The following is a 24,736-nucleotide window of genomic DNA, read 5'->3' as shown; positions in this document are numbered from 1 at the left end:
GGCTTGCTACCGCAAGCTGAGTCCGATCAAATGGCCGGCCTCGCAACCAAAATCCGTTCGTGCTGAGCTTGTCGAAGGGCCGTCCTTTCTCTTGCGACGCCCGAAAGGAAGAACGGTGCTTCGACAAGCTCAGCACGAACGGCAAATGTGGTCGCCGTTGCGGCCTAAAGCCCCAGCGACGCCGCAATTTGATCCCAGCGCACCAGTTTGAAGTTCTGCGCTTTGGGCGCGTTATCGCCGTCCTGCGCGAGGAAGATGCCATCGGGATAGGCGGGGCCGAAATTGCCCGCCACGGCTTCGATCCCGTCCGTCTCGCTCGTCGCGCCGAATTGACCGGCGGCGACCGCAAAGCGTCCGACATATTCGACCGAAGGCAGGCGGAAGACCGCATAGGCATTGTCGCCCTGGCTCGACACGAGCAGGTAGCGCTGGCCCTTGTGGTCGATCGTCGCAAGGCCTTCGACATCGGCGACGAGGCGCTGGTTGTCGACCGGCGCGACGATGCGTGCGGTCGCGCCCTGGCCGTTCTGCTGCAGGACCCAGACGCCGGCGTCTTCTTCGCCGACGTACAGCGTATCGCCGTCGAAGACGCAGCCTTCGGACTGGGTCGGGATCTTATATTCCCATTGGGTGGCAAAGCTCGGCGTGCTGTCGACGGTCAGCGTGCCGACGCGCACCGTGCCATCCTTGACGATCAGCGCCGCGGTGATCGGCACGCCCGGCGCGGTTTTCTTGAGACACAGGCCATAGGCTTCGCCCGTCCCCGCCGCCGCGCGGCCGAGCGCGACGATCGCCGGCTTGTCGGCGTCGAGGCGGAACACCGCGAGATGCGCGTTCACCCCGTCGTTGCGATCGCTCGCGACGATGATGTTGCCCGCGACGTCGACATTGTTGACGAGGCCGGCCTGCGTAAACGCGATGTCCTTGCCGGTCAGGTCATAGACATGCAGCCCCGCCTTCTTGTCGGTCGCGACGATCAGCGCGCGGTTCGGATTGGCGGGATCGATCCAGATCGCCGGATCGTCGGCGGCGTCGGCCTTGCCCGTGCCGACCGGTGCGGTCTCGCCGTTCGCGGTGACCTGCACCGGGGGCAGGCCGGTGATCGCCGGCGCGCTTGCGGCGCAACCGGACAGTGCGGCGGCAAAAGCAAGTGAAGTCAGCAGCTTCCAGCGATCGGTCCCGGCCATGGCGATTTCCCCTGATTCGTACATGCGTCGAAACGCGTTGGCGGGGCCCGTTCCAGCAAAGTACAAGGGCGTCAATCCCACAATATTTCCGTCACTTAACTGTCATCATAGCGTCACACTGCTCGCCGCAAACTGTCACACGCCCCCCGTAGAGGCCCGGCAACCATAAGGGGGCATGACAAAATGATTCGAATTCTCAGCCTGCATTCCGCTGCCGCGCTCGCGCTTGCGACGGCGCTCGCCGCGACCCCGGCCGCCGCCGCCGAAGAAGAGGCCGCTGCGACCGCTGCCGAGGCGGCAGACGATGGCGAAACCATCGTCGTGACCGGCGACCGCCCGATCGCCGAGTCCGAAGCCGCGGCGCTGGAAGTTCAGCGCAATTCCGACTCGCTCGTCGCGGTCATCGCATCCGATTCCGTGGGCCGCTTGCCCGATCAGAATATCGCGCAGGCGACCAGCCGCCTGCCGGGGATCAGCGTCGAGCGCGATCAGGGGCAGGCGCGATACATCAACCTGCGGGGATCGCCCAAGACCTGGACCACCTTGTCCTTTGACGGGATCAATGTCGTCAGCCCTGAAGGCCGCGACGCGCGCTTCGATTCGATTCCGTCGGCCATCGCGGGTCAGGTCATCGTCTCGAAGGCGGTAACGCCCGATATGCCGGGTGAGACCGTCGCGGGGAATGTCAATGTCATCACCCGGTCGGCGTTCGATTATTCGGGGCTCCACGTCGCCGGAAAGGCCGGAATGGGTTTTGCGGAACTCGGCAATCGCAAGGAATATGAAGGCTCGCTCGTGCTGTCCGACCGCTTCCAGGTCGGTGGCGGCGAGATCGGCGTGCTGGTTTCGGGCAGCTATTACGAACGCAACATGATCACCGATAATTTCGAGACCGATTATGAGCGGGTGGGCGCGCAGGATTCGCGTCCCGGAAACGAAACGCGCTTTTGGGCGCATGAGGCGGAGAATAAGCTGTATCGCCTGACGCGCAAAAACTGGTCGCTTTCGGGACGGCTCGACTGGAAGCCCGACGACAACAACACGCTCTCGCTGCGCTCGGTTTATACCATATTCACCGACGATGAGGCGCGCGACAATTACCGCTTCGATCTCGACGACCGCCAAAGCGATGGATCATCGTCCTCGGCGGCCTGCACGATAACCCCCACTGCAACCCCCACAAACAGCGGCTATGCCGACGTCTGTATCGGAAATACGCCGCAAAAGGGCACGATATACGGCATCGACATTCGCCAGCGTTCGACCCTGCGCGCCTTTCGTCAGTCGATCTTTACCAACACGCTGGCGGGCGACCATGATTTTGGCGATGGCGCGTGGAAGCTGTCATGGGCCGGCAATTACACCGTATCGAAGGATGACCGCTCGGTCGTTGGCGAGGCCACATGGGACAGTCCGTCGACGCGCAACCTGCGCCCGACGGTCGCCTATGACTTCTCCGACCCCAATTTGTCGGTCCTCCGGCTTTACCGTACGATCCAGCTTTCGGGACCGACACGCTATCAGGCTGGCGACGCCGTGACGGCGGTCGACAGCTTCGCGAAACCGCTCTCCGGTTTTTCCGTGCTCGACGCGGTCGATACGACAAAGGCCTATACGGGCAAGCTGGCGTTGTCGCACGATACGGGTTTTCTGGGCGGCGAAGCGACCTTCCGAATCGGCTTTCAATATGATCAGCGCACGAAGGTTGCGGACGAAAACCAGATCGCGCTGACCGCGGCGCAGGCGGCCGGGATCGGAATGCCCAGCGACTATAATCAATTCTCGCTCGACCGGAAATTCCTGGGCGAAATCCCGATGGGCTACACGTTCCGCTATTTCGATAGAGACAAGATGCGGGCCGCATCGGATGCCGCGAAGGCGGCCTATCCGTTCGTTCCGGTGACCGCGAACAACTATGATGTGCGCGAACAAATATATGCCGGTTTTGCGATGGGAACGCTCCGCTATGATTGGGGATCGGTGGTCGGCGGCGTGCGCGTCGAGCATATCAAGAATCGCGGCATCGCGACGAACATCACCGCCGAGTCGGAACAGACGCTGGCTTTTCCAAGCCTGCACCTCAACTTCAAGGTCGACGACAGCAAGAAATTCCGGCTGTCGTTCAACTCGGGCGCGGCGCGCGCCGATTATGACCAGATGCGCCCCAATGTCGTGATCAACGATGTCAATCAGACGATTTCGGGCGGAAACCCGGCGGTGCAGCCCGAACGCGCTTATGGCCTCGATGCCTATTTCGAATGGTATGTTCAGCCTCAGGGCTATTTGATGGCGGGTCTGTTCTACAAGAAGATCAAGGATGTGCTGTACACGCAGTCGGCGACGTTCGGCTCCGATGCACTCAACAGCAATGGCATCGACCGTTCGGGCTATGTCTTTTCGGGCATCACCAACGGCGGCGATGGCCGCATCTATGGTCTGGAAGCCGCCGCGCAGCTCCAGCTGGAGCCGTGGACGGATGATCTGGGCCTGCCCGATTTCATGGGCGGATTTGGCATCTCGGCCAATCTGACATTGAACAACAGCCGCGTGACCAAGCCCGCCGTCAGCGGCATCCCTTCCCGCAGGGTTCGCCTGCCCGGCACATCGGACTTCGTTTACAATCTGGGCGCCTATTATGAAAAATACGGGCTGTCGCTGCGCCTGCAATATCAGAACCGCAGCAAGTGGCTGGACACGATCGCCGACACGCTGGCCGATGCGGGCGATACCTATTGGGCGTCGGACGACGAGCTGGATTTTTCGGCGCGCTATGCGGTGAACAGGAATCTCGAGATCTACTTCGACGCCTCGAACCTGCTCAACCACCCGGGACGCCGTTTCTCCGACCCCGGCAATCTCCTCACCGCCACGGGTATTCCTTCGCCCAGCACCAGCGGTCAGACGATTGAATGGGAACGTTTTGGCCGGCGCTTTACGGGCGGCATCCGGGTCAACTTTTAAGGCAGGATAAGCGCTGGAACCCGAAACGGCCGCGCCGGTGTTCGGGTTGATGGCGCGCTACGCCTTTTGACCGGATATTGGATAGGGGGCGGATTAGTCCCGCCGCTCCCTATCCGATATGCTTGAAGATCCAGCCGATGCTCGCGCCGCCCGCCGGTGCATTGCCGGTGACGACAAGCTGCTCGGTCGGGTGCGGACGGCCCTCGCCGTCGACCCACAGGCTTGGTTCGACCTCCAGCCCGCCTTCGGATGTCCGGAACTGCCATAGCGGCCCGCCGTTGATGCGCAGCAGCGCGCCGAGCCGGTCGGCGGTCAGGCTCGCCGAGATATGCGGGCCGAGGTGGAAGCGCAGCGCAAAGCCCTTGTCGCCCTTGCGCCGGCTACGCGGGGCGGGAAGCAGCAAATCCTCGCCGCGCAGCTCGCGCCCGTTGGGTGACAGGATCAGCAGGCGGCGATGGATCAGCCCGTGGCGCCGGGCGTAGCCGTCGTGGCTCATCTCCAGCCGGCTGCCCTGCGGCGTCTCGCGGCGGTCGAGCTCGACCTCGGTCACGCCCTTGCCGAGCGACCCGTTGGCGAGGATCGCGGTCGAATTGCTGTCGGCAAGGATCAGCGTCGAATGCGCCGCCGTGGTGCGCAGCCCGCGCGCAAGGTCGGCGGGGATCGTCGCGCCGGTGAGCGCGGCGCCGCCGCAATTGACGACGATACGCTCGGCGCCGTCGCTGAGTTCGAAGGCGAGGGTCGAGGCGCAACCCGCCTCGGTCACCCGGGCGATCGGCGGCGGCGCGGCGTCGGCGAGCAGCACCACCTTGTTCGCGACGAGCCGCTGATAACCCCAGTCGCGCGCTTGCTTGAGCGGCCGGGTACGGACACCGCTGGCATCGACAATCGCCTGGATCGTGGCCGCCGACGTCGCGCCGCTGCCTTGCCAGCTGCCCATGCCGCCGTCGCTGTGAAGCAGCCCGAGCAGCGCCGGAACCGCGCGCGCCAGCACTTCCTGGATGAAGGGCGGAACCTCCATGCGGCGCATGTCATAGATTTTGACGAGCATCGACAGCGCCATGATCGCGTCGAGCTGCGCCTGCGGCGATCGCGAGATGTTGCCGCCGTCGGCGTAGAAACTGGTTTCGAGTACCTTGCGCAGCCCCGCCTCGCCGAACACCTGCCGCGGCTCGCCGCCGGGCATCAGCAGCGATGCCGCGACGATGCCGACCCACGCGACCATCTGGCCGGTGCCGGGGCGCGTCTTGTCGGCGACGCGGTCGAGGTGGCGCGCGGCGCGCGCGAGATGGTTGAGCACCGCCGAGCGATAGATGAGGTCGCTCGACGACAGGATCAGCGGCGCGTGCGCGGCCCAGAACAGGATGCGCCAGGCGGTATTGTCGGCTTTCCACGCGGGTTCGCCGACCGTCTCGCCATGCGTGCCGAGCCAGTGGCGGACGACGGCTTCGGCGATCGGCGCGCCGTCGGCACGCGATCCGGTGGCGGCGAGATCGCGCAGCCAGGCAAAGCTGTGAAGATAGTCGGCAAAGGTCGGCGCGACGTTCAGCGCGGCGAAGTCGAGTTCGCCGAGCGGCAGCTTGAGCCCGCGATGCAGGAAATGACCCGCGCGGATCGCGGTGCCGGCGCGCGTGTCGCCCGGAACGGGGTCGGCCGGAACGCCCAGCAGTTTGAGCGGAAAGCGGCCCTTCAGACGCAAGGCGTGGAGCGGGGTGCGCCAGGTCAGGCGCGTGATGGCATTGGCGACGCGGTCGCCGAGCGAGAGGCCTTTGTCGGCCGGGAGGCGAATCAGCCTTTTGCCGGGTTCGATCGTGTCGTCGAGCGGCGGCGCTTCGTCACCGGTGTCGAGCGGCGGGTCGGCAGGGGCAGAAGTCAATGGTCTCCCCTCCATCGATCAGGCGCCCCGCAGCCGCCGGATATTGTCGGCGTAGGCGTCGGGACCACCCTTGAAGGTCGCAGTACCCGCGACGAGCACGTCGGCGCCCGCGGCGATCGCCAGCGGGGCGGTGCCCGCATCGATGCCGCCATCGACCTCCAGCCGGATGTCGCGGCCGCTCTTGTCGATCATCTTGCGCACCGCCTCGATCTTGCGAAGCTGGCTCGAAATGAAGCTCTGGCCGCCGAAACCCGGATTGACGCTCATGATCAGCACCAGGTCGATATCGTCGATCAGATAGTCGAGCATCTTTGCCGGGGTCGCGGGATTGAGCGACACGCCCGCCTGCTTGCCGAGCGACTTGATGTGCTGGACGGTGCGGTGGATGTGCGGGCCGGCTTCGGGATGGACGGTGATGATATCGGCGCCCGCCGCGGCAAAGGCGTCGAGGAAATGATCGACCGGGCTGATCATCAGGTGGACGTCGAAGGGCAGGTTCGAGTGCGGGCGCAGCGCCTTTACCACCGCCGGGCCGATCGTCAGATTGGGGACATAATGGCCATCCATGACATCGATATGGACCCAGTCGGCGCCCGCGGCCTCGATCGCGCGCACTTCCTCGCCCAGCCGCGCGAAATCGGCGCTGAGGATCGAAGGGGCGATGCGGACGGGGGCGGTTGGGGCGGTCATAAAGATCGGCCTTAACCATCAAGCGAGTCGGGGGCAAGCGGGGCGGGGACGCTATCGGCGCGATATCGACAAAATCGTCGCGGCTTTTCCCTCCATCGTCCGCTCGCCGTCGATACCGGTCGTTCAGGCGCGCGGGTCGGTCGGCGGGACGGGGTTCGGGGACCCGACGATGGGCAGCGCCTCGTCGGGCGGAAGCCGGCCTTCGGGCGCCCGTTCAGGGAAGGCTTCGGGCGGCGCGGGTGGGCGAGGTTCGGCTCCCCGCGGGCCATATCTGGTCCCTGGCCGTTTCTGGGCGGTGATGAAGTCGGTGCAGTCGCGCAGGGCCCGGGCGGCCGCGTGGTTTCCGTCCAGCGGGATGGCATAGATCTGCTTGCCCTTGACGCGCGCGATCAGAACCGCCGTGTCCGGCAGGGCCGCCAGTATGTCGATCGTCGTGCGGCTGTCATCGGGATCGGCGATCAGGCCGCCGGACAGGCCAAGCGCGGTGCCCGTTACTCCGAAGCGGAGATCGCCCGCGATCAACTCGGCCGGAAACTCGCCATATTTGCCACCTTCGGGCAGGGCATAATCGCCGGCCTCGGCGCCGATATGCAAAATGCCCCCCGATGGCGGCGCGCCGGGTGCGACATGATAGGGACCCATGAAGGTCAGCAGGGTGCGTCCGGAGTCCGCGAAATCGGCGTCGCAGCGATCGTCGCCATCGTCGGCGACCGTCCAGCCGCCCGCCTGCCACGTCGGAAAGCGCGGATAGCTGGCCGGGGCGGCGGCCGCCGGGCTGGCGAGAAGGATGGCGATGCCGATGGACAGGGTGGCGGACAGGGTGGTGGTTCGACGCATGACGCCCAGCATAGGGGCGGCCGGCCGGGGGAGTAAAATGCTATTTCAGCCATGTCATCTTGCCGCATCCCATGGTGGGCTGGACGGGAATGGTCTGGCCCTTGCTCCGGCCACGACGACGGTGCGCTTGCTGTCTCGCTTGTTATCGCCAGCGCCACCCGCCTTCGGTCTTGGCGCGGTAGATCGGCATCGGCGCCAGCCCGGCAAGGATGACGGCGATCGTCATCGCCAGCGGCCGGCCCTGCAGCACCAGCGAAAGCCCGGCGATCATCGCGATGTGGAGCGCCAGAAAGAACCAGCCTTCCCACACGATCGGCAGGCCGGTGCCATAACCGCGGCTTTTGGCGCGGAACCAGGGGCCTTTGCGCATGAACAGGTGCATCATGATCCGCTGTCCTCCTTCGGTGGCCGGCCGCGCTTGGCGGGAGCCGGGGGTTTGACGCTTACGCCGCGCCGGGCCAGCGCTTCGCGCAGCAACACTTCGATCTCGGCGTTGGCGCTGCGCAGATCGGCCGCAGCCATCCGCTCGATCGCGGCATGGAGCGCGGGATCGAGGCGGAGGGCAAAGGCCTTTTTTGCGGACGCATTGGGCATGGAGAAACCTCAATCCCCATTCGCATCGAGCGAAGTCGAGATGCCGGGAGTTGGCGTACCCACGATGGGTGTCTCGACTTCGCTCGACACGAACGGGGTTTTCACATCAATAGAGCGACCCGGCGTTCACCACCGGCTGCGTATCGCGCTCGCCGCACAGCACGACCATCAGGTTCGACACCATCGCCGCCTTGCGCTCATCGTCAAGCTCGACGACACCCTTTTCGGACAAGAGGTTGAGCGCCATCTCGACCATTGTCACCGCGCCTTCGACCAGCTTCTTTCGCGCCGAAATGACCGCTTCGGCCTGCTGGCGGCGGAGCATCGCGCCGGCGATTTCCTGCGCATAGGCAAGGTGGGTGAGGCCGCATTCGTCGACCGTGATGCCAGCGACGCTCAGCCGTTCGATCAGCGCCTTGCGCAATTCGACCCCGACCTCGTCATGGTTGCCGCGCAGGGTGATTTCCTGATGCTCGATATCGTCATAGGGATAGCGCGAGCCGATCGAGCGCACCGCGGCCTCGATCTGCGCCATCACGAATTCCTTGTAATCGTCGACGTCGAACAGCGCCTGCGCGGTGTCGGTGACGCGCCAGACGACCTGCGCCGCCATTTCGATCGGGTTGCCGCGCAAATCATTGACCTTGATCTTGTCCGAAATCACGTTGTTCGCGCGCACCGCGATCTTCTTGCGCGAAAGCCATGGCAAGACCCAGCGCAGCCCGCTTTCGCGGTCGGTGCCCTTGTACGCGCCGAACAGCTGGATTGCCGCCGCCTCGTTGGGATTGATCAGGTAAAAGCCGCAAAGGATGATCGTTCCGAAGATCGCCGATCCCGCGACGACGGCCCATTTCCACGCGACCTGAATGTCCGCGTTGGCGTTGGTAATCGCCGCCCAGGCTGCGAGCCCGAGCAGCAGCAGCCAGATGAACAGCATCAAATAGCCGCTTTGCGTCAGCGCCCGCGTCTCGCGGCTGCGGTTCAGCGCCGGTGTTGTTCCCTCGACCATGTTGCCCTCCGAATCATTTGATATAAAGATGATATCATATTTATATCGTTCCGGGTGATGGTCAACCCGATTCAGAACCCAAGGTTACGGGTTTCGATCGTCGCTAGGACCAGCTTACCGTGACCGTGAGCCAAGCTTGGTCCGACCGTGGTAACGGTTTTCCGCCGATTCACATCATTGGTAGGCCGGGTCGCATCATGCCGAGCCAGTAGCCAGCTGGTTGTCCGGAAGCGTGTCACTTCGCTCGAGGCGCGACATTCCGTCGGCTTCGCGCCTCATGTCGGACGTTCTGGCCCCAGTCTTCTCACTCCCGGAAGCGGTCGTGGTGTTGACGCGTTAAGCCTCTGGCTGCGAGATAGATTCAAAACGAATCTTGTGGCCGTTAACACGCCGGGCATATGCGTCTTAAACTAGGCGCGCGCCTCGTTCCGCCAGCCTTCGCGCGCTGCGGCGACGAGCCTCCGGCGCTCGAACTCGGGGGTCGAAATGCTGAGGCCGCGCCCCGCGCGCGCGACGCGCGTCCGGTGGTCGGCGCGAAGGATGGCGTTCAGCTTTGCGCACTCCTCTTCGCGCAGTTCCAGACAGAGGGTGACGAGGGTGGCCGTCATGCATCACATCTGGATCATCCTCCATAACAGCAGCCTTTGCCTCGTGCTTGCTCGATTGCCTGCCGGGTGATGTGCGGGATCCGTCCCATGCTGGTCCGCGACACTTTTTTGTTCGTCAGCCTTGTTCGCGCCCGGCCAGACCGGCAATCGCCTTTCTGGCAGGATCATCGGGTAGCAAGCTAAGCCCTTCCAGCGCGGCGGATAAAACAGCATAGGTCGTGTTCCAGCCCAGATTTTCGCTGTCGGTCGCCATTTGAAGGCGCGGTATCACGATGCGAGGATTGATAAAAAGCGCCGGCGCCTCGGTGGCGCGCCGCCACTGCGCCGAAACGAGTGCCGCAACGCTGCGGTCGGTCAGAGACGCGATCACGGGCTGGGCGAGATAATGAACCCACAAGCCGTGGCAGGCCATCAAGCGGTCCGGCGCCATCGGTTCGACGATCGTGCTTGCAAGTGCCGCCAGCGCATGATCTTCCCACCGTCCCGAGGCAGGCTGCCGGACTTCGGGCCAAGGCGTCTTGGCAGCGGTTATGAAATAGGCTTCAGCGTCGTCGATGAGCGCGCGAAGACGGCCGCCTTCGGGGTGCGCGTCGGCGTCGGCTCGCCACCTCGCGATCGGCAGGTCATCGAGCCGGTCGACCGCCGCGACGCCGAACAAGGCGGCGACGAGATATCGGATCGGAAACTCCTCAAGCGACGGCGACCATGCTATTGCCGAGCTATCATCGAGCAATGTCGGGTCGCTGTTTCCTCGCGCTCTGCTCTCTGCCATCGCGACGAGCGCGTCTGCCGCGTCGAGCGCATCCTTCAGGATTTCCGAAAAATCCCCGGTACGAAGGGCAAGGTGAAAGAGGGGTGATTGCGATACCGAGCGGAGAGCGCGAAAACGGGTGGCCCTTACCTTTACGCCTGGATGAGGGCGAGTTCGAGATGGACCGGGTGCCGGGCCTCCACGTCTATCAGATGTTGACGAACGAATTCGAGCGGCACGGCGGGAGAATTTTCGGACCCCGCCAGGGGCTCGAGAAAGCTCGGAATTCCGACGAGCCCGGCTGCCGTTTCACCGAGCGACATACCAAGTGGCGGATTTGCGGGCGCCGACAGTTGTCCGCCGATCGCTCGCTGCACCGAGCGGAGAGGTTCGGCCGTATAATCGGCTTGCAAGGGTTCCAGTTCGTCGAGCAACCCGGCGAAGTCGGCGATCGCCTCGCCATGCTCTCCCATCATGTACCGGCAGAGAATACTGTCGGCTTTCAGACCCACCACAAACGTCGGTATCGCATCATCGTTCAAGTGATCGAGCGCCGAGAGGAAATAGCGTCTCGCCTCCACCCAATCGCCGGCCTTCGCCGCTGCGATTGCGGCCTGTCGCGCCGCGAAAGCATAACCCAGACCCTCTCGCTGGACCGGCCAGCGGGGGAGCGCCTTGCGCCAGAGGTCGAGCGCCCGGGGTATGTCTCCGCTGTTCTTGATGACGACGGCCATGGCACATTGATAGGCAACGTCGCCGCCCGCGTCGGGTGCCAGATGTTCGGCCTCGGCGAGCGCGGCCGCATTGTCATCGACATTTTCATCGATTGTGCGGATGAGCGTGGCGGCCACAGCCGCCAAGAAAGTCGGGATACTGAGCTCCTGCGTCCGCTGGAGAAGTTGTTTCAGTACATCGCAGAGGAGCGACCAGCGGGGTTTCGCGCTGCGCATTTCGGCGAGCCAGAGGCGGTCGGTTAGTACCGTCGCAAGATCACGGTTCGGCGCCAGGGCCTGAAGCACCATGGCGGCCTCGTCCCGCTCGAGCGGAGCGATGATCTGGAGGATCTCGGTCATCGCATCGAGGTCCTGGACCATCTGGGTGAGGCGCAGCGTCAGGAAATAGACGCGCGGCGGCTGATCTTCGTCTTCGATATCGGGGAAGGTCGGCGTGTCCGGAAAGATGGCGGCGGCGAGCCGGACGAACTCGAGACCCCGGTCGACAATGGTCGCAAGCGGGTAAACAATCGCATCGGCGCCGAGGAACTGGCTGAGAAAAAGGAAGCGGAAATAGCGAAAGGGCTCCTCATCGGTGAAGGCTGCGAATTCCCGGTCGATTTTCGCTGCGACCTGACGGGCGATCTCGGGCTTGCGCGCGGCCGCGATGCGGTATTGGAAGATGCGAAAGAGGAAAGAGTCGACGGGACGCTCGAAGATTGGAAGGGCGTCCTTGAACCCCAGCGAGATATAGAAATCGCAGGCTTCGGCGATTTCTGCCCACGCCTCGTCGCCGGCCGAGTGAATGCCCTGAAGAACGTGCGCGAGCGGGTCGGAGCGTCCGCTGATGACGCAGTGCATCACGATTGACGATATATCCCATGGCGAGAGTTTGCGGTCGATGAGATAGACCCAAGCGAGCTTGCGGTGCATCGCCTTGGCCCAGCCCTGGCCCCGCGCGTCCTCAGCCGATCCGCGAACCAGCGGCGACACCCTGAATTCGCCATCGTCGGTCGGCTCGAGCCATGGCCCGGCCAGAATGTCGATGGCGTGGCCGGTTTCGGCGATCGCTGGCTCGAACCGCCCGACGGCCATGAGGCGCTGGCGCTGCATCCTGCCGGTCACCAAGCTCGCGCGGTAGAGGAGTTCCCTGGCTTCGTCGGGCAGCGCCGATATGAGCCTGCGTGCCTCGACCCTGACTCGGTCCATCTCGGCGGTCGGGCCGAGCGAACCGGTCGTCGTTGGTCATGTCGAGGTCGAGAATGATCAATTGCAGCCGTTCGAACCATCGGCGATCGCGCGCAGCCGCTTTTCTGCTTTCGGCTTTCAGCAGCATGGTCTCGAAGGCGCCGAAGCCGAGCACCGAAAAATGTCGCGCTCCGCCCTCGCTTTTCTCGAGCATGAGATCGCCGATCGCTGCCTGCCAGTCGCGATAGATATAGGCCTCCTTGATCCCGAGGATGGCGAGCGCGCCGGCACCGGTCTCGGCGACGAGCGTATCCGATATCGCGACTCCCGCACCCGTGGCGACGAGATCGGCGCAGCGCCGTGCCAGTTCGCCTTGATGTTCGGGGGAAAGGTCGGCGGCGGCCAGTACGTCGTTCGCCGCGAGAAAATCGGCGCGCTCGGCGTCAATGCGATTGGCAAGGTGAGCCTGATACGCGCTCGGGATCTTAGTGATGCCCCAGAGGGCCATCAGTTCCTGGAGGCGTTGCAACTCGACATGGTCTCCGTCGGCGAGCGCTGCCTCGATCTTTCCGATCAGCTTCATCTCGCTCGATGCAGAGGCCAGCTTCGGATCGAGATAGCTGCGTTCGCGTCGGACCGCGCGGATCCAGCCGAGCAGCGCCGCAATTCGGTAGAGCGTGCTGATACGCTTGTAGGTCAAAAACAGCGTCTTCGGCGCATCCGAGCGAAGATAGCGTCCCTGCTTCTTTTCGATGATTTCCTGAAGCCGGAATTTGAGGCTCGACACCGCCTCGCGGAGGGGGTCGGCGTATAGCCGGACGAGGTCCTGATGGTCGCGGCTCTCGATTTCGCGGCGGTCGGCAAGATCTTCGCCGCGCTTCCTGCGGGCGAGATAGACCGCCATGATCACGTCGCGCGCGATGAGGCCGACGATGACCCCGAGAAGCGCGATGAGCGCGGATATCACGGGCGGCGAGACGATAACCGCGCCGTTCAGATTCAACATCCTGATTACCTCGACCATATTTCCCCCTGCGGTCCGGTGCAACGCGCCGCCAGCGTGATGGCCGTCGCGCGTCTGACCTACCTAGTCCTAAATGTATCTGGCACCGTTTGGGCTTCGGTAGAACCGCACAAGCTGACTACAAATATCATGCAGACAGTGGCGGAGGCAAAGGCGGCAGAGGAGGAAACGAATCAATTTCCCGCCGCCGCACCACCGAAGGCCCTAAGCGCTCCTCGCAAAGCTCCGACGCCGAAGCCGCCGTTTGACGACGATTTGGATGATGACGTGCCACTTTAGGAGAATGTGCGATCACCGCAGCCGTTCTCTCGGACGCGCCGAGGCAGGATATTGGTCACGAGCTGTCGTTGCCGGCCACTGGCCCCAAACGTCTGCTTCTCTCGGCTTCCGACCTAGAAGCTGCCAGTCTCCTACCGGCCAAAATCCACCATTTGTCAGGGGCCGAACACAAGTTCGAGCATCTGCTTTTTCCAAATGGCTACCGATCGTTCGATCAACGCCATGTCTGGGTTGCGAATATATTCTACCGTCAGGCCGCGGGTGACGGCGTTGTTGAGGAGTTGCAAGCTCTGATAAGCCTTGTCGTTGTCGATACCTGCCGCATGAAGAATGAGGTGACCCCACAAGCGGACACGGCGGTCGAAGCGGCGAGTGCTTGGGCCTACCTCTTGGTCGAGGTCAGGGTCATTGCGGCGCGCGAGGTGGATTTCGAGAACCGCGGCCATTTCGGGGCGGCTGACCATCTTAAAATTGGCGTCGATCAGATTTTCCATCGATTCCCGGGGCGTCGCTCCCGCGCGGATCGCCTCGGCGTAGACGCGCGTACGGTATGCGGCAAATTCGGCCGCAACTGCCGCCATCATCTTCGCCTTGGTGGGGAATTGATGCTGGATCGCGCCGAGGCTCATCCCGGCCGCGTCACGGATCGCGTGCATCGTTGCGCCGGAATACACGTCGCATCGGCGGTAGGATGAAACCATGGGGAGCCATTATGGGTGCCTTGCTCGACGGCACGATTCCATACTGGCTGGCGTCTGGGCCGAACTACGCACGCCGTATAAGAGTGCGGCGCGCGGATATGGTCCGTTTCGATCAGATCGATTTTTTCGAGGCGGACTATCCCGGTTTCTCATTTTCACAATATCTGGTTAGGCGGGATGCCGACGAGATTCTGAACTTCGATCCGAACCAGTCCCGGCAATTATTGAAGCTCGAGCTCCTGAAATTTCACAGGAGCGCAACCAGCCTAAAATCTGATCGCACTGACGTACTGATGCTGGCTCAGCGGATCATCTCGCCGGCTGAGCTTTCCGAACGCTCTGGCCGGAGTTCGCAATCTGTCGCAGGCGAACTGAAACGATTCAATACGCCGCGTATCGCGTTTGGGTGGGATCGGCGGGTGATTTCAAAAATGCAGCAGTTCGCCGGAATTCTCTGAGGATCCTCGCGAGCTAGATTTCGCCGCTGTCCCGACGAGGACAGCGGCCAATTTTTTGCCCAAAATTATTAGCGGTCATTCTTGCTTGTCTAACATAAGCCCACGGTCACAATTGCTTGTACGTAAGCTTGTTGGATTTCGAGGAAGCCTCGGGATTCCGCCCTTCTGGTCGGTCGCGATAAGATTGCGGGAGGGTCGTGCCAATATTCGGGGGCGGCGGAGGGGATCGACTGGCGAAATCCGTCGGCAGTTTTCGCCAGCACGCGCAGGCCATCGGAGAGTTCGCATTCATGGCGGGTCGCAACATGATAGCCGTTGTGATCGACCAGTTCGAACAGCAATTGCATTCCGTCCATGCAAAGTCGGAGCCGGCCATCGGCGGCCGAATATCGGAACCCCTGATCCGCGAGCCGCGAAACAGCGAGCAGTTCTGCGATGCGCTTGCGATCCTGTGGCGCAAGTGGATGTTCTTCGTGCCCGCCACGCTGTCCGGGGGCATAGCCGCCGGCGCCACCCTCGGTTCCGGTCACGAGGATTTTCCCGGCATCGTCCGCGGGGGCCTCGATCCGTACCATATGTGCGGGGTGAAACGACGGCAGATAAAGAATGCGCAGCCGGAAGCTGTCCCGGTCGTGCGGAGGGTCCCGCCACAAAGGCTTTTCGCCCATCGCCGCAAGCTGGTCGCCAAACCAGCGTTCATAGAACGACCCGTTGCGTGCATCCGCCGTTCCGTCGGGCAGGAAGGCTTCGCCCGCCGCAGTGCGCGCGACGGCGGCGCGATCCGCGTGCCCCTCTTCCTGTGCCGCCGCCGATACGGAAAGCAGGGCGGCGAGCAGGAAGAGGGAGGCGCGCATCTTATTCGCCGGTCGGGAAACCGCGCTTGCGAAGCAGCGCCTTCACATCGGGATCGCGGCCGCGGAAGGCACGGTACGCCTCGGCGCGGTCGGTTTCATTGCCCGTCATCAGCAGGATGGTGCGGAACTTGTCGGAGACGGTGCGGTCCCACGGGCCGCCGGCCTCGGTGAACGCCGCCCAAGTGTCGGCATCCATCGTTTCGGACCACAGATAGCTGTAATAGCCCGCCGAATAAGCGTCCGAGCTGAACAAATGGCCGAACTGCGGCAGGCGGTGGCGCATGACGATTTCTTTCGGCATGCCCATTTCGGCCAGCGTTTCGCGCTCGAACTTGTCGACGTCGGTCACCGGCACCTTGCGGTCGTGGATCTTCATGTCGACAATCGCGCTCGACAGATATTCGACCGTCGAAAAGCCCTGATTGAACTTGTCGGAGGCGAGGATCTTGTCGACCAGCGTCTGCGGGATCGGCGCGCCGGTCTTGTAGTGCGTCGCATATTTCGACAGCACTTCGGGCGTCATCAGCCAGTTCTCGTTCACCTGGCTCGGGAATTCGACGAAGTCGCGCGGCACCCCGGCAAGCTCCGGATAGTTGATGTGCTGCAGCAGATAATGGATGCCGTGGCCGAATTCGTGGAACAGCGTCGTCGCATCGTCGAGGCTGATCAGCGTCGGCTCGCCCTTCGCGGCTTCGGTGAAATTATTATTGTTCGACGCGAGCACATTGCGTTCGCCGCCGAGCGTCTGCTGGCTGCGATAGGTCGTCATCCACGCACCCGAGCGTTTGCCGTCGCGCGCGAAATTGTCGAGATAGATGAGCCCGACATTCTCGTTCGTCTTGAGATTATAGACCTCGAAGGTTTTGACCTTGGGGTCAAAGACGGGGACGGTGCCGGTGTTTTCGCGGAAACCGAGGTCGTAAAGCTGGCCCGCCGACCAGAACATCGCCTGCGTCAGCTTGTCGAGCTGAAGATACGGCTTCACTTCGCTCTCATCGAGGTCGTATTTCGCCTTGCGCACCTTCTCCGAATAGAAACGATAGTCCCATGGTTCGATCGTCAGCTTCGGACCCTTGCCCGCCTTCGCATCGGCGTCGGCAATCGCCTGCATGTCGGCGACCTCTTCCTTCACGCGCGCGACTGCGGCGGGCCAGACCTTCATCATCAGGCCCATCGCGTTTTCGGGGGTTTTCGCCATCGTGTCGGCCATGCGATAATTGGCGTGCGTTGCGAAACCGAGCAATTCGGCGCGCTGCTGGCGCAGCTTCAGGATTTCCGCAATCGTCGCATTGGTGTCGTTGGCATCGCCATTGTCGCCGCGGCTGATAAAGGCCTTGTAGACCTTCTCGCGCAGTGCACGGTTGGTGGCGCCCTGCAGCACCGGCTGCGCCGACGAGCGGGTGTTCTTGATCGCCCATTGGCCGGGTTTGCCATTGGCTTCGGCCGCCGAGGCGAGCGAGGCGATAAAGCCGGGTTCGAGGCCCGCGAGTTCGGCCTTGTCGGTGACGAAGGTATAAAGCTTCTCGTCACCCAGCAGCTTCGACGAGAAGGCCGAGAACAGGCCTTCCAGCTTGGCGTTCATCGCGACGAGCTTCGCCTTGTTCTCGGGCGACAAATTGGCGCCATCGCGCACCATCTCGTCATAGCTGCGCTCGACGATGCGGATCTGCTGCGCGTTGAGGCCGCTCGAATTGCGCTTGTCGTACACCGCCTTGTACCGCGCGAAGAGTTTGGGTTCGAGGAACAGCTCGGTGTAGAAGGTGGAGATTTTGGGGCTCCACTCGGCGTCGATCGCCTCGACGCGGTCGTTCGACTTGTTCGACGACTGCACGCCCCACAGCGCGAACAGCCGGTCGGCGGTGTCGCCGGCCAGCATCATCGGAACATGGGTGTTCTCGAAGGTCGGGACCTGCGGATTGTCGATGACGGCCTGCACTTCGGCCTTTGTTTCGGCCATCGCCTTGGCAAAGGCGTCGGGGAACAGCTCGGGGTCCATCTTGTCCCACGGCGGCACCCCTTCGAACGGGCCGGTCCACGGCGCGAGCATCGGGTTTTGGCCCGCGGGGGCGGTGGCGACAGGCGGGACGATCGGTTGGGTGGCGTTGGCGGTCATCTGGCTATAACCCACAATCATCGCGGTGGATGCAAGCATGATCGACATACGACGGGCAAAAGGGTGCGCTTTGCGCGGCATCGGTAAATCTCCCCGGGGAAAAGGTTTCTGGCGAAACCAGGATGGGAGCGTCTTAATCCGATGTGACACTGTGGTGCAAGCTGCCTAGGCGCCAAAATCCCGCTGGATCAGGCCGGGGACATCGACGCCGAACGTAAAGACGCCGCCGGCATGCGGCTGCGCCTTGCGCTCTTCATCGGTCAGATTCTTGCCCGCGCTGGTGACGAACGCGGTTTTCAGGTCGGGGCCGCCAAAAGCGATCATCGTCGGACGCTGCACCGGCATCTCGATGGTCTGGAGCAATTCCCCCGCCGGCGACAGGCGCACGACGCGCCAGCCATCCCAGAGCGCCGACCAGTAGCAGCCCTCGGCATCGACCGCCGCGCCGTCGGGGCGGCCGTTACCGAACGCGAATTGGTGAAAGATGCGGCTTTCGCCGAGCGTGCCGGCGGCCGGATCGACGTCATAGGCACGGATCGCATGCGTCGGCGTGTCGGCATGATAGAAGGTCCGGCCATCGGGGCTGAAGGCGGCGCCGTTGCTCGTCGTGATGCTGCCGAAGACTTCGTGCAGCGACCCGTCGGGATCGAGCCGGTAGAGTGTCGCATCGGGGTGCGTCTTGTCGCTCGTCAGGCTGCCGACCCACAGCCGCCCCGCGGCGTCGACGCGGCCGTCGTTGAAACGCTGCTTGGGCTTGTCGGCCAGCACTGCGGGGCCAAAAGGACGCGGCGCGGCGCCCCAGCTATCGATCAGCGCGCAGCCATTTTCGAGCGCCGCGACGAGGCCGCCGCGCACGCGGGGCGCGATGCAGCCGACCTGCTCGGCAACTTCCATGACCTCGTCGGCGCCGGTGGCAGGATCGGTGCGGTGGATTTTGCGGCCTTCGATATCGACCCAATAGAGGCGGGTTTCGGCAGCATGCCAGAAGGGCGATTCGCCGAGCAATGCGCCGGCGTCGAGAAGCAGGTCGACCATGGCACGGGTCTTAGCGCGCGCCGTTGATGCTGCCCAGCGGCTGCAAACCTATTCGTTGGCCGGATTGAGCGCGCGACATCACCCGAAATTTCGTCATCCCGGACTTGATCCGGGGGCCACGCGGTCGCGCGCTGCCGCTGAACGCAGCAATGGATCCCGGATCAAGTCCGGGATGACGAGGAAAGATAGGGCTGCGAGCAAAGAGTCCATGCCGTAGCGGCATTTCTACTTGACGTGCACGTAAACGTAAGGTCAGTTGCGCGCCAACGACCACGCGCTGCGTGGCACCTTCGCAAACATCCGCGCCCGGCCGGCGCACCGGGAAAAGGAAAGACCATGTCGCTCGATCATCTGTCGCGCTCCGCCTACTCCGAAGATCATGAGGCGTTCCGCGCCACGGTCCGCCAGTTCCTCGAAAAGGAAATCGCGCCCAACGCCGCGAAATGGGCCGAGGACGGCATCGTCCCCAAGGACATCTGGCCCAAGGCGGGCGAACTCGGCATGCTGTGCCCGACGGTTCCCGAGGAATATGGCGGGCTCGGCCTCGATTTCGGTTATAATGCGATCGTCGACGAGGAAAGCGCCTATTACGGCCGCGCGACGACGGGTTTCTCGCTCCAGTCGGACATCGTCACCAGCTATATCGTCAAATATGGCAGCGAAGAGCAGAAGAAGCACTGGCTGCCCAAGATGGTATCGGGCGAGGTGATCACCGCGATCGCGATGACCGAGCCGGGCACCGGCAGCGACCTTCAGGGGATGCGCACGACCGCGAAAAAGGATGGCAATCACTATGTCATCAACGGGTCGAAAACCTATATCACCAACGGCCAGAACGCCGACCTCATCCTCGTCTGCGTCAAGACCGACACCGAGGTCCAGCCCGCGTGGAAGGGCGTGTCGATCGTCCTCGTCGAGGCCGACCGCGAAGGCTATGAGCGCGGCCGCAACCTCGACAAGATCGGGCAGGACGAGGCCGATACGTCGGAAATGTTCTTCAACGACGTCCGCGTGCCGATCACCAATTGCCTCGGCGAAGAGGGCCAGGGGTTCATCTATCTGATGAGCGAACTGCCGCAGGAACGCCTGTCGATCGCGGTGTCGGCGCAGGCGTCGGCGCAGCGCGCGTTCGACGACACGGTCGAGTTCACCCGCGACCGCAAGGCATTCGGCAAGCCGATCCTCGATTTCCAGAACACGCGCTTCGTGCTCGCCGATTTGAAGACCAAGCTGCAGGTCGGCTGGGCGCATCTCGACTGGGCGCTGTCACGCCATCTGAAGAAAGAACTCACCCCCGAAGAAGGCGCCGGGGCGAAGCTGTGGCACACCGAGCTCCAGTGGGAAGTGATGGACAAATGCCTCCAGCTTCACGGCGGCGCCGGCTATATGAACGAATATCCGATCGCCCGCGCCTGGCGCGCCGCGCGCGTCACCCGCATCTTTGGCGGCACGAACGAAATCATGAAGGAACTGATTGGGCGCAAGCTCTGACCCGATCAACGCAGGAAAGGAATTCTCCCATGGCCGAAGCCTATATTGTCGACGCCGTCCGCACCGCGGGTGGCAAGCGTGGCGGCAAGCTCGCCGGTATCCATCCCGTTGACCTCGGTGCCGCGGTGTTCGACGCGATCGCCGACCGCAATGATTTCGACACGTCGGCGATCGAAGACGTCATCACCGGCTGCGTGTCGCAGGGCGGCGAGCAGACGATGGACCTCGGCCGCAACGCCGTCCTCGCATCGAACCTCCCTGACTCGATCCCCGCGGTGACGATCGATCGCCAGTGCGGGTCGTCGCAGCAGGCAATGATGTTCGCGGCGCAGGGCATTTTGTCGGGAACGCAGGACATGGTCCTCGCCAGCGGCATCGAAAGCATGTCGCGGGTGCCGATGGGCTCGACCGCGATGCTCTATATGAAGGAAGGCATGGGCAATTATAAATCGCCCCGGCTCGAGGAAAAATACCCCGGCATCATGTTCAGCCAGTTCATGGGTGCCGAAATGATCGTCAAGAAGCATGGCTTCACCAAGGACGACCTCGACGCCTATGCGTTCGAAAGCCATCGCCGCGCCAAAGCCGCCACCGAAGCTGGCCGTTTCCAGCGCGAGATCGTCGGGCTAGAAATCGAAACCCCTGAAGGCCGCCAGACGCATCTGGTCGACGAAGGCATCCGTTTCGATGCGACGCTGGAAGGCATCGCCGGCGTCAAGCTGCTGCAGGAAGGCGGCTCGATCACCGCGGCTTCGGCGAGCCAGATTTGCGATGGCGCATCGGCGGTGCTGATCTGTTCGGAACAGGCGCTGAAAGATCATGGCCTGACCCCGCGCGCGCGCATCCACCATGTGTCGGTGACCGCGGGCGACCCGGTGATCATGCTCGAGGAACCGTTGTTCGCGACCGAAAAGGCGCTGAAGCGCGCGGGGCTGAAGATCGGGGATATCGACGCTTACGAGGTCAACGAGGCGTTTGCGCCGGTGCCGCTGGCGTGGCTCAAATATCTCGGCGCCGACCATGCGCGGCTCAACGTCCATGGCGGCGCAATTGCGCTCGGCCACCCGCTCGGTGCTTCGGGCACCAAGCTGATGGCGACGTTGCTCGGCGTGCTCGACGCGACCGGCGGCAAATATGGGCTGCAGACGATGTGCGAAGGCGGCGGCCAGGCCAACGTCACGATCATCGAGCGGCTTTGATCTAAAGGAATCGGCGTCGCCCCCGCGAAGGCGGGGGCCGCTATCGGGGTAGCGCAAGGCTGCCAACGGCCCCCGCCTCCGCGGGGGCGACGAATAGGGAGATAGAATGATGAAACTCGACTCAACCGTATCCGCTGTCGTCACCGGCGGCGCCTCGGGCCTCGGCGCCGCCACCGCGCGCCAACTCGCCGCCAAGGGCGTGAAGGTCGCGATCTTCGACCTGCAGGAAGAAAAGGGCCTCGCGATCGCGGCCGAGCTTGGCGGCATCTTCTGCGAATGCAACGTCACCGACGACGCATCGGTCGACGCCGCTTTCGCCAAGGCGCGCGAAGCGCATGGCCAGGAGCGTATCCTCGTCAATTGCGCGGGTACCGGCAACGCGATCAAAACCGCGAGCCGTTCGAAGGAAGACGGCAGCATCAAGCATTTCCCGCTCGATGCCTTCAACTGGATCATCCAGATCAACCTCGTCGGCACCTTCCGCTGCATCGCCAAGTCGGCGGCGGGCATGCTGACGCTCGATCCGATGGAAGACGGCGAACGCGGCGCGATCGTCAACACCGCATCGGTCGCGGCCGAGGACGGCCAGATCGGCCAGGCGGCTTATTCGGCGTCGAAGGGCGGCGTCGTCGGCATGACGCTCCCCATCGCGCGCGATCTCGGTAACGAGAATATTCGCGTCAACACGATCCTGCCGGGCATTTTCGACACCCCGCTGCTCGCCGGCGCGCCGCAGCCGGTGCGCGATGCGCTCGGCGCCTCGGTGCTCAACCCGAAGCGCCTCGGCAACCCCGCCGAATATGCCAATCTCGCGATGTGCATGATCGAGAATGGCTATTTCAACGGCGAAGATGTCCGCCTCGACGGCGGCATCCGCATGGCGCCGCGCTGACATGCCGAAACCGGAAAGCTGGCGGCTCGATGCCGCCAGCTACCCCGTCTGCATCGAATTGCAGACGCGATTTCAGGACATGGATATCAACGGCCACCTCAACAATGTGGCCTTTGCCGCGCTGTTCGAGAGCGGGCGCGTCCTGCTCAACCGGCAAGTGCGACCGCTGGAGGACCGTCCGTCGAACGAGCGGACGATGGTTGCCGCGGTCGAGATCAACTACTTGGCCGAGGGCAATTTCCCCGATCCGGTGAAGATTGCGACGGGCATCGGCCGGCTCGGCACCTCGAGCTGGACGATCGTCCAGGCGATGTTTCAGAACGGCCGCGTCATCGCGACCTGCGATACGGTCGTCGTGTGCCGCACCGATGGTCAGGCGAAACCGCTCCGCGCCGAAATGGTCGCGGAGCTCGAAGCGAATCTGGTGAAGCCGGTTTAGGACACGGCCCAACACCCTCAACCGTTCGCCCTGAGCTTGTCGAAGGGCTGTTCTTTCTTCTCGCCGCGCCCAAAGAAGAATGGTGCTTCGACACGCTCAGCACGAACGGATTTGGGGCGACGGTTTAGAGATTCTTGTCGGCGTCGGGGACCGAGCGGATCAGGTCGCGGGCAAAGCCGATCAGGCCGATCTGGCGGCGGCGTTTCAGCCGTTCGGCGCGCAGGATTGCGCGGACTTCGTCGAAACAGCCTTCGACATGGTCGTTGATCAGCACATAGTCGTATCCGTCCCAGTGGCTGATCTCGTTCGCGGCGCGTTCCATGCGCGCGGTGATCACCTCGTCGCTGTCGGTGTTGCGGCTGCGCAGGCGACGTTCGAGTTCCTCCATCGTCGGCGGCAGGACGAAGACGCGCACGACGTCGGGGCCGGCCTCCTGATAGAGCTGCTGCGCGCCCTGCCAGTCGATGTCGAACAGCACGTCCTTGCCGGTGGCTAGCAGTTCTTCGACGCGGTGCCTTGGCGTGCCGTAGCGGTGGCCGAAGACATGCGCCCATTCGAGGAATTCGCCGTCCGCGGCCATCTTCTTGAAGGTGTCGGTGTCGACGAAATGATAATGGACGCCGTCGACTTCGCCGGGGCGCGGCGGGCGGGTCGTCGCGGAGATCGAGAGCGCGATGTCCTTGTCGGCTTCGAGCATCATTCTCGATATCGTGGTCTTGCCCGCGCCCGAGGGCGAAGAAAGGACGAATAACACGCCGCGGCGGTTCAGGTGGACGCTTTCAGCCATGGGCGCTATTCGCCAAAGCTGCGCCAGTGGTCAAGGGCGAAGGGGGCGGGGCATGGCAGGAATTTCACGAACCGGATGGCTGGTCGCCGCGGCGCTGGTCGCGCTGCTCGCGGTCGTCCTTATCGCGATGGGCCGCCCGCCGATCTGCCCGTGCGGGACGATCAGCCTGTGGCACGGCACCGTCCAGTCGAACCAGAACAGCCAGCAGATTTCGGACTGGTACAGCTTCAGCCATATCATCCACGGCTTCATCTTCTATGGCCTATCGCGCTGGTTGCTCCCGAAACGGCCCCTGTGGATCGCGCTGGCGCTGGCGATCGGGATCGAGGGCGCGTGGGAGATTTTGGAAAATTCGCCGATCATCATCGATCGCTACCGCGAAGTGACGATGGCGTTCGGTTATGCGGGCGATTCGGTGCTCAATTCGGTCAGCGATGCGCTGTTCATGATCCTGGGCTTCATCGCCGCCAGCTGGATGCGCTGGTGGGTGACGGTGACGCTTGCCATCGCTTTCGAGCTGTTCACGCTGTGGACGATCCGCGACAATCTGACGCTGAATGTGCTGATGCTGGTCTCGCCGGTCGAGGCGATCAAGGAGTGGCAGGCGGGCGCCTAGCGAAGCCCCTTTCGGCCAAAGCTGCCCGGCTTTGTGGCGGGCGCATCGCCGGGACCGCGATCACCGCGGCCCTCCATGTAACGGGCGATCGCCGCGTCGGGGTCGAAGGTCGACTCGCCGGGATAGATATCGACAGGTTGCGGCGCTTTTTCGGACGCGCCACCGGTAGCAGGCGCGGTGTTCCGTTTTTCGAAGAAGATCGTTTTCAGCCCCCAGACAAAGCAGCCGAGCGCTGCGATCAGGGTGAGCAATGCCGAAAGATGATAAGCAAGCCGCGTTCCGGTGACGTCCGACAGATCGCCTGACAGCTCAAGCGCGTTGCTGAGCCTGATCAGCGCGAAACCGACGGCGACAAGCACAATCGTGCGAAAACCGGGCGGGTTGATCGTCATGACCGGCGCAATAGCCGATCACGGTAAGAATATTCCTAACTGCGC

24 protein-coding genes are annotated in these 24,736 nt (G+C 63.3%); 8 read left to right on the top strand and 16 right to left on the bottom strand.

Features of this window, described 5'->3' with window-relative positions; genetic code table 11:
• Positions 1-164 precede the first annotated feature (164 nt).
• Positions 165-1,187, bottom strand: a complete 1,023-nt coding sequence (locus AC07NV_RS04290) for a phytase (RefSeq protein WP_495165102.1) — start codon at positions 1,185-1,187, stop codon at positions 165-167.
• A gap of 183 nt (positions 1,188-1,370) precedes the next feature.
• Here AC07NV_RS04290 and AC07NV_RS04285 point away from each other — a divergent pair, with 183 nt between their 5' ends.
• On the top strand, positions 1,371-4,148 hold the full coding sequence (locus AC07NV_RS04285) for a TonB-dependent receptor (RefSeq protein ID WP_495165101.1): 2,778 nt from the start codon (positions 1,371-1,373) through the stop codon (positions 4,146-4,148).
• A gap of 109 nt (positions 4,149-4,257) precedes the next feature.
• Here AC07NV_RS04285 and AC07NV_RS04280 read toward each other — a convergent pair whose 3' ends face one another.
• The 9 genes from AC07NV_RS04280 to AC07NV_RS04240 form a co-directional block, all read right to left on the bottom strand.
• Positions 4,258-6,036, bottom strand: coding sequence for a heparinase II/III family protein (locus AC07NV_RS04280; protein WP_495165100.1), 1,779 nt, complete (start codon positions 6,034-6,036; stop codon positions 4,258-4,260).
• A 3-nt stretch (positions 6,037-6,039) separates the two neighbouring features.
• Positions 6,040-6,711: a ribulose-phosphate 3-epimerase gene (gene rpe, locus AC07NV_RS04275; RefSeq protein ID WP_495165099.1), complete on the bottom strand. Its 672-nt coding sequence runs from the start codon at positions 6,709-6,711 to the stop codon at positions 6,040-6,042.
• Between the two features lie 123 nt (positions 6,712-6,834).
• Entirely contained in the window at positions 6,835-7,548 is a 714-nt protein-coding gene (locus AC07NV_RS04270) for a hypothetical protein (RefSeq protein WP_495165098.1), read from the bottom strand.
• A 142-nt stretch (positions 7,549-7,690) separates the two neighbouring features.
• Complete coding sequence (locus tag AC07NV_RS04265) at positions 7,691-7,933, bottom strand: hypothetical protein (protein WP_495165097.1); 243 nt, start codon at positions 7,931-7,933, stop codon at positions 7,691-7,693.
• Positions 7,930-8,142, bottom strand: coding sequence for a type II toxin-antitoxin system antitoxin (locus AC07NV_RS04260; protein ID WP_495165096.1), 213 nt, complete (start codon positions 8,140-8,142; stop codon positions 7,930-7,932). Before AC07NV_RS04260 ends, AC07NV_RS04265 begins: the two co-directional genes overlap by 4 nt.
• A 106-nt stretch (positions 8,143-8,248) precedes the next feature.
• The gene (locus AC07NV_RS04255) at positions 8,249-9,151 is read right to left on the bottom strand and encodes an SPFH domain-containing protein (protein WP_495165095.1); all 903 of its coding nucleotides are present in this window, start codon (positions 9,149-9,151) and stop codon (positions 8,249-8,251) included.
• A gap of 410 nt (positions 9,152-9,561) precedes the next feature.
• Positions 9,562-9,759: a hypothetical protein gene (locus AC07NV_RS04250; RefSeq protein ID WP_495165094.1), complete on the bottom strand. Its 198-nt coding sequence runs from the start codon at positions 9,757-9,759 to the stop codon at positions 9,562-9,564.
• 115 nt (positions 9,760-9,874) lie between these two features.
• Positions 9,875-10,417 (bottom strand): hypothetical protein, encoded by a 543-nt coding sequence (locus AC07NV_RS04245; protein WP_495165093.1) that lies wholly within the window; start codon positions 10,415-10,417, stop codon positions 9,875-9,877.
• A 245-nt stretch (positions 10,418-10,662) separates the two neighbouring features.
• Positions 10,663-12,318 carry a hypothetical protein gene (locus tag AC07NV_RS04240; protein ID WP_495165092.1) on the bottom strand — a complete coding sequence of 552 codons (1,656 nt, stop codon included), beginning with the start codon at positions 12,316-12,318 and terminating at the stop codon, positions 10,663-10,665.
• Positions 12,319-13,240: 922 nt separating this feature from the next.
• Between AC07NV_RS04240 and AC07NV_RS04235 the strand changes: the two genes are divergently transcribed.
• A complete protein-coding gene (locus tag AC07NV_RS04235; RefSeq protein ID WP_495165091.1) occupies positions 13,241-13,714 on the top strand; it encodes a hypothetical protein in 474 nt (157 codons plus the stop codon).
• A gap of 155 nt (positions 13,715-13,869) precedes the next feature.
• On the opposite strand, the gene AC07NV_RS04230 is transcribed toward AC07NV_RS04235, so the two are convergent.
• Positions 13,870-14,415: a hypothetical protein gene (locus AC07NV_RS04230; protein ID WP_495165090.1), complete on the bottom strand. Its 546-nt coding sequence runs from the start codon at positions 14,413-14,415 to the stop codon at positions 13,870-13,872.
• An 11-nt stretch (positions 14,416-14,426) separates the two neighbouring features.
• Between AC07NV_RS04230 and AC07NV_RS04225 the strand changes: the two genes are divergently transcribed.
• A complete protein-coding gene (locus tag AC07NV_RS04225; RefSeq protein WP_495165089.1) occupies positions 14,427-14,873 on the top strand; it encodes a hypothetical protein in 447 nt (148 codons plus the stop codon).
• An 89-nt stretch (positions 14,874-14,962) separates the two neighbouring features.
• On the opposite strand, the gene AC07NV_RS04220 is transcribed toward AC07NV_RS04225, so the two are convergent.
• From AC07NV_RS04220 to AC07NV_RS04210, 3 genes are all read right to left on the bottom strand, one after another.
• Complete coding sequence (locus AC07NV_RS04220; protein ID WP_495165088.1) at positions 14,963-15,727, bottom strand: hypothetical protein; 765 nt, start codon at positions 15,725-15,727, stop codon at positions 14,963-14,965.
• A gap of 1 nt (position 15,728) precedes the next feature.
• The gene (locus AC07NV_RS04215; protein WP_495165087.1) at positions 15,729-17,840 is read right to left on the bottom strand and encodes a M3 family metallopeptidase; all 2,112 of its coding nucleotides are present in this window, start codon (positions 17,838-17,840) and stop codon (positions 15,729-15,731) included.
• Between the two features lie 165 nt (positions 17,841-18,005).
• Entirely contained in the window at positions 18,006-18,875 is an 870-nt protein-coding gene (locus tag AC07NV_RS04210; protein WP_495165086.1) for an SMP-30/gluconolactonase/LRE family protein, read from the bottom strand.
• 336 nt (positions 18,876-19,211) lie between these two features.
• On the opposite strand from AC07NV_RS04210, the gene AC07NV_RS04205 reads away from it, so the two are divergent.
• The 4 genes from AC07NV_RS04205 (at position 19,212) to AC07NV_RS04190 (ending at position 22,896) form a co-directional block, all read left to right on the top strand.
• The gene (locus AC07NV_RS04205; RefSeq protein ID WP_495165085.1) at positions 19,212-20,366 is read left to right on the top strand and encodes an acyl-CoA dehydrogenase family protein; all 1,155 of its coding nucleotides are present in this window, start codon (positions 19,212-19,214) and stop codon (positions 20,364-20,366) included.
• Positions 20,367-20,395: 29 nt separating this feature from the next.
• A complete protein-coding gene (locus tag AC07NV_RS04200) occupies positions 20,396-21,565 on the top strand; it encodes an acetyl-CoA C-acetyltransferase (RefSeq protein ID WP_495165084.1) in 1,170 nt (389 codons plus the stop codon).
• 109 nt (positions 21,566-21,674) lie between these two features.
• A complete protein-coding gene (locus tag AC07NV_RS04195) occupies positions 21,675-22,457 on the top strand; it encodes an SDR family NAD(P)-dependent oxidoreductase (protein WP_495165149.1) in 783 nt (260 codons plus the stop codon).
• 1 nt (position 22,458) lies between these two features.
• Complete coding sequence (locus AC07NV_RS04190) at positions 22,459-22,896, top strand: acyl-CoA thioesterase (RefSeq protein ID WP_495165083.1); 438 nt, start codon at positions 22,459-22,461, stop codon at positions 22,894-22,896.
• Positions 22,897-23,020: 124 nt separating this feature from the next.
• Here the strand turns inward: AC07NV_RS04190 and gmk are convergent, their stop codons facing one another.
• Entirely contained in the window at positions 23,021-23,683 is a 663-nt protein-coding gene (gene gmk / locus AC07NV_RS04185) for a guanylate kinase (RefSeq protein WP_495165082.1), read from the bottom strand.
• A 52-nt stretch (positions 23,684-23,735) separates the two neighbouring features.
• On the opposite strand from gmk, the gene AC07NV_RS04180 reads away from it, so the two are divergent.
• Positions 23,736-24,299, top strand: coding sequence for a DUF2585 domain-containing protein (locus AC07NV_RS04180; RefSeq protein WP_495165081.1), 564 nt, complete (start codon positions 23,736-23,738; stop codon positions 24,297-24,299).
• On the opposite strand, the gene AC07NV_RS04175 is transcribed toward AC07NV_RS04180, so the two are convergent.
• The gene (locus tag AC07NV_RS04175) at positions 24,296-24,691 is read right to left on the bottom strand and encodes a hypothetical protein (protein ID WP_495165080.1); all 396 of its coding nucleotides are present in this window, start codon (positions 24,689-24,691) and stop codon (positions 24,296-24,298) included. The genes AC07NV_RS04180 and AC07NV_RS04175 overlap by 4 nt on opposite strands.
• Positions 24,692-24,736: the final 45 nt, after the last annotated feature.

It is taken from the genome of Sphingopyxis sp. GW821-FHT10B01 (genome assembly GCF_059415685.1).
Note: the sequence above shows the minus strand (reverse complement) of the source record. Positions and strands in the feature narration are given on the sequence as shown.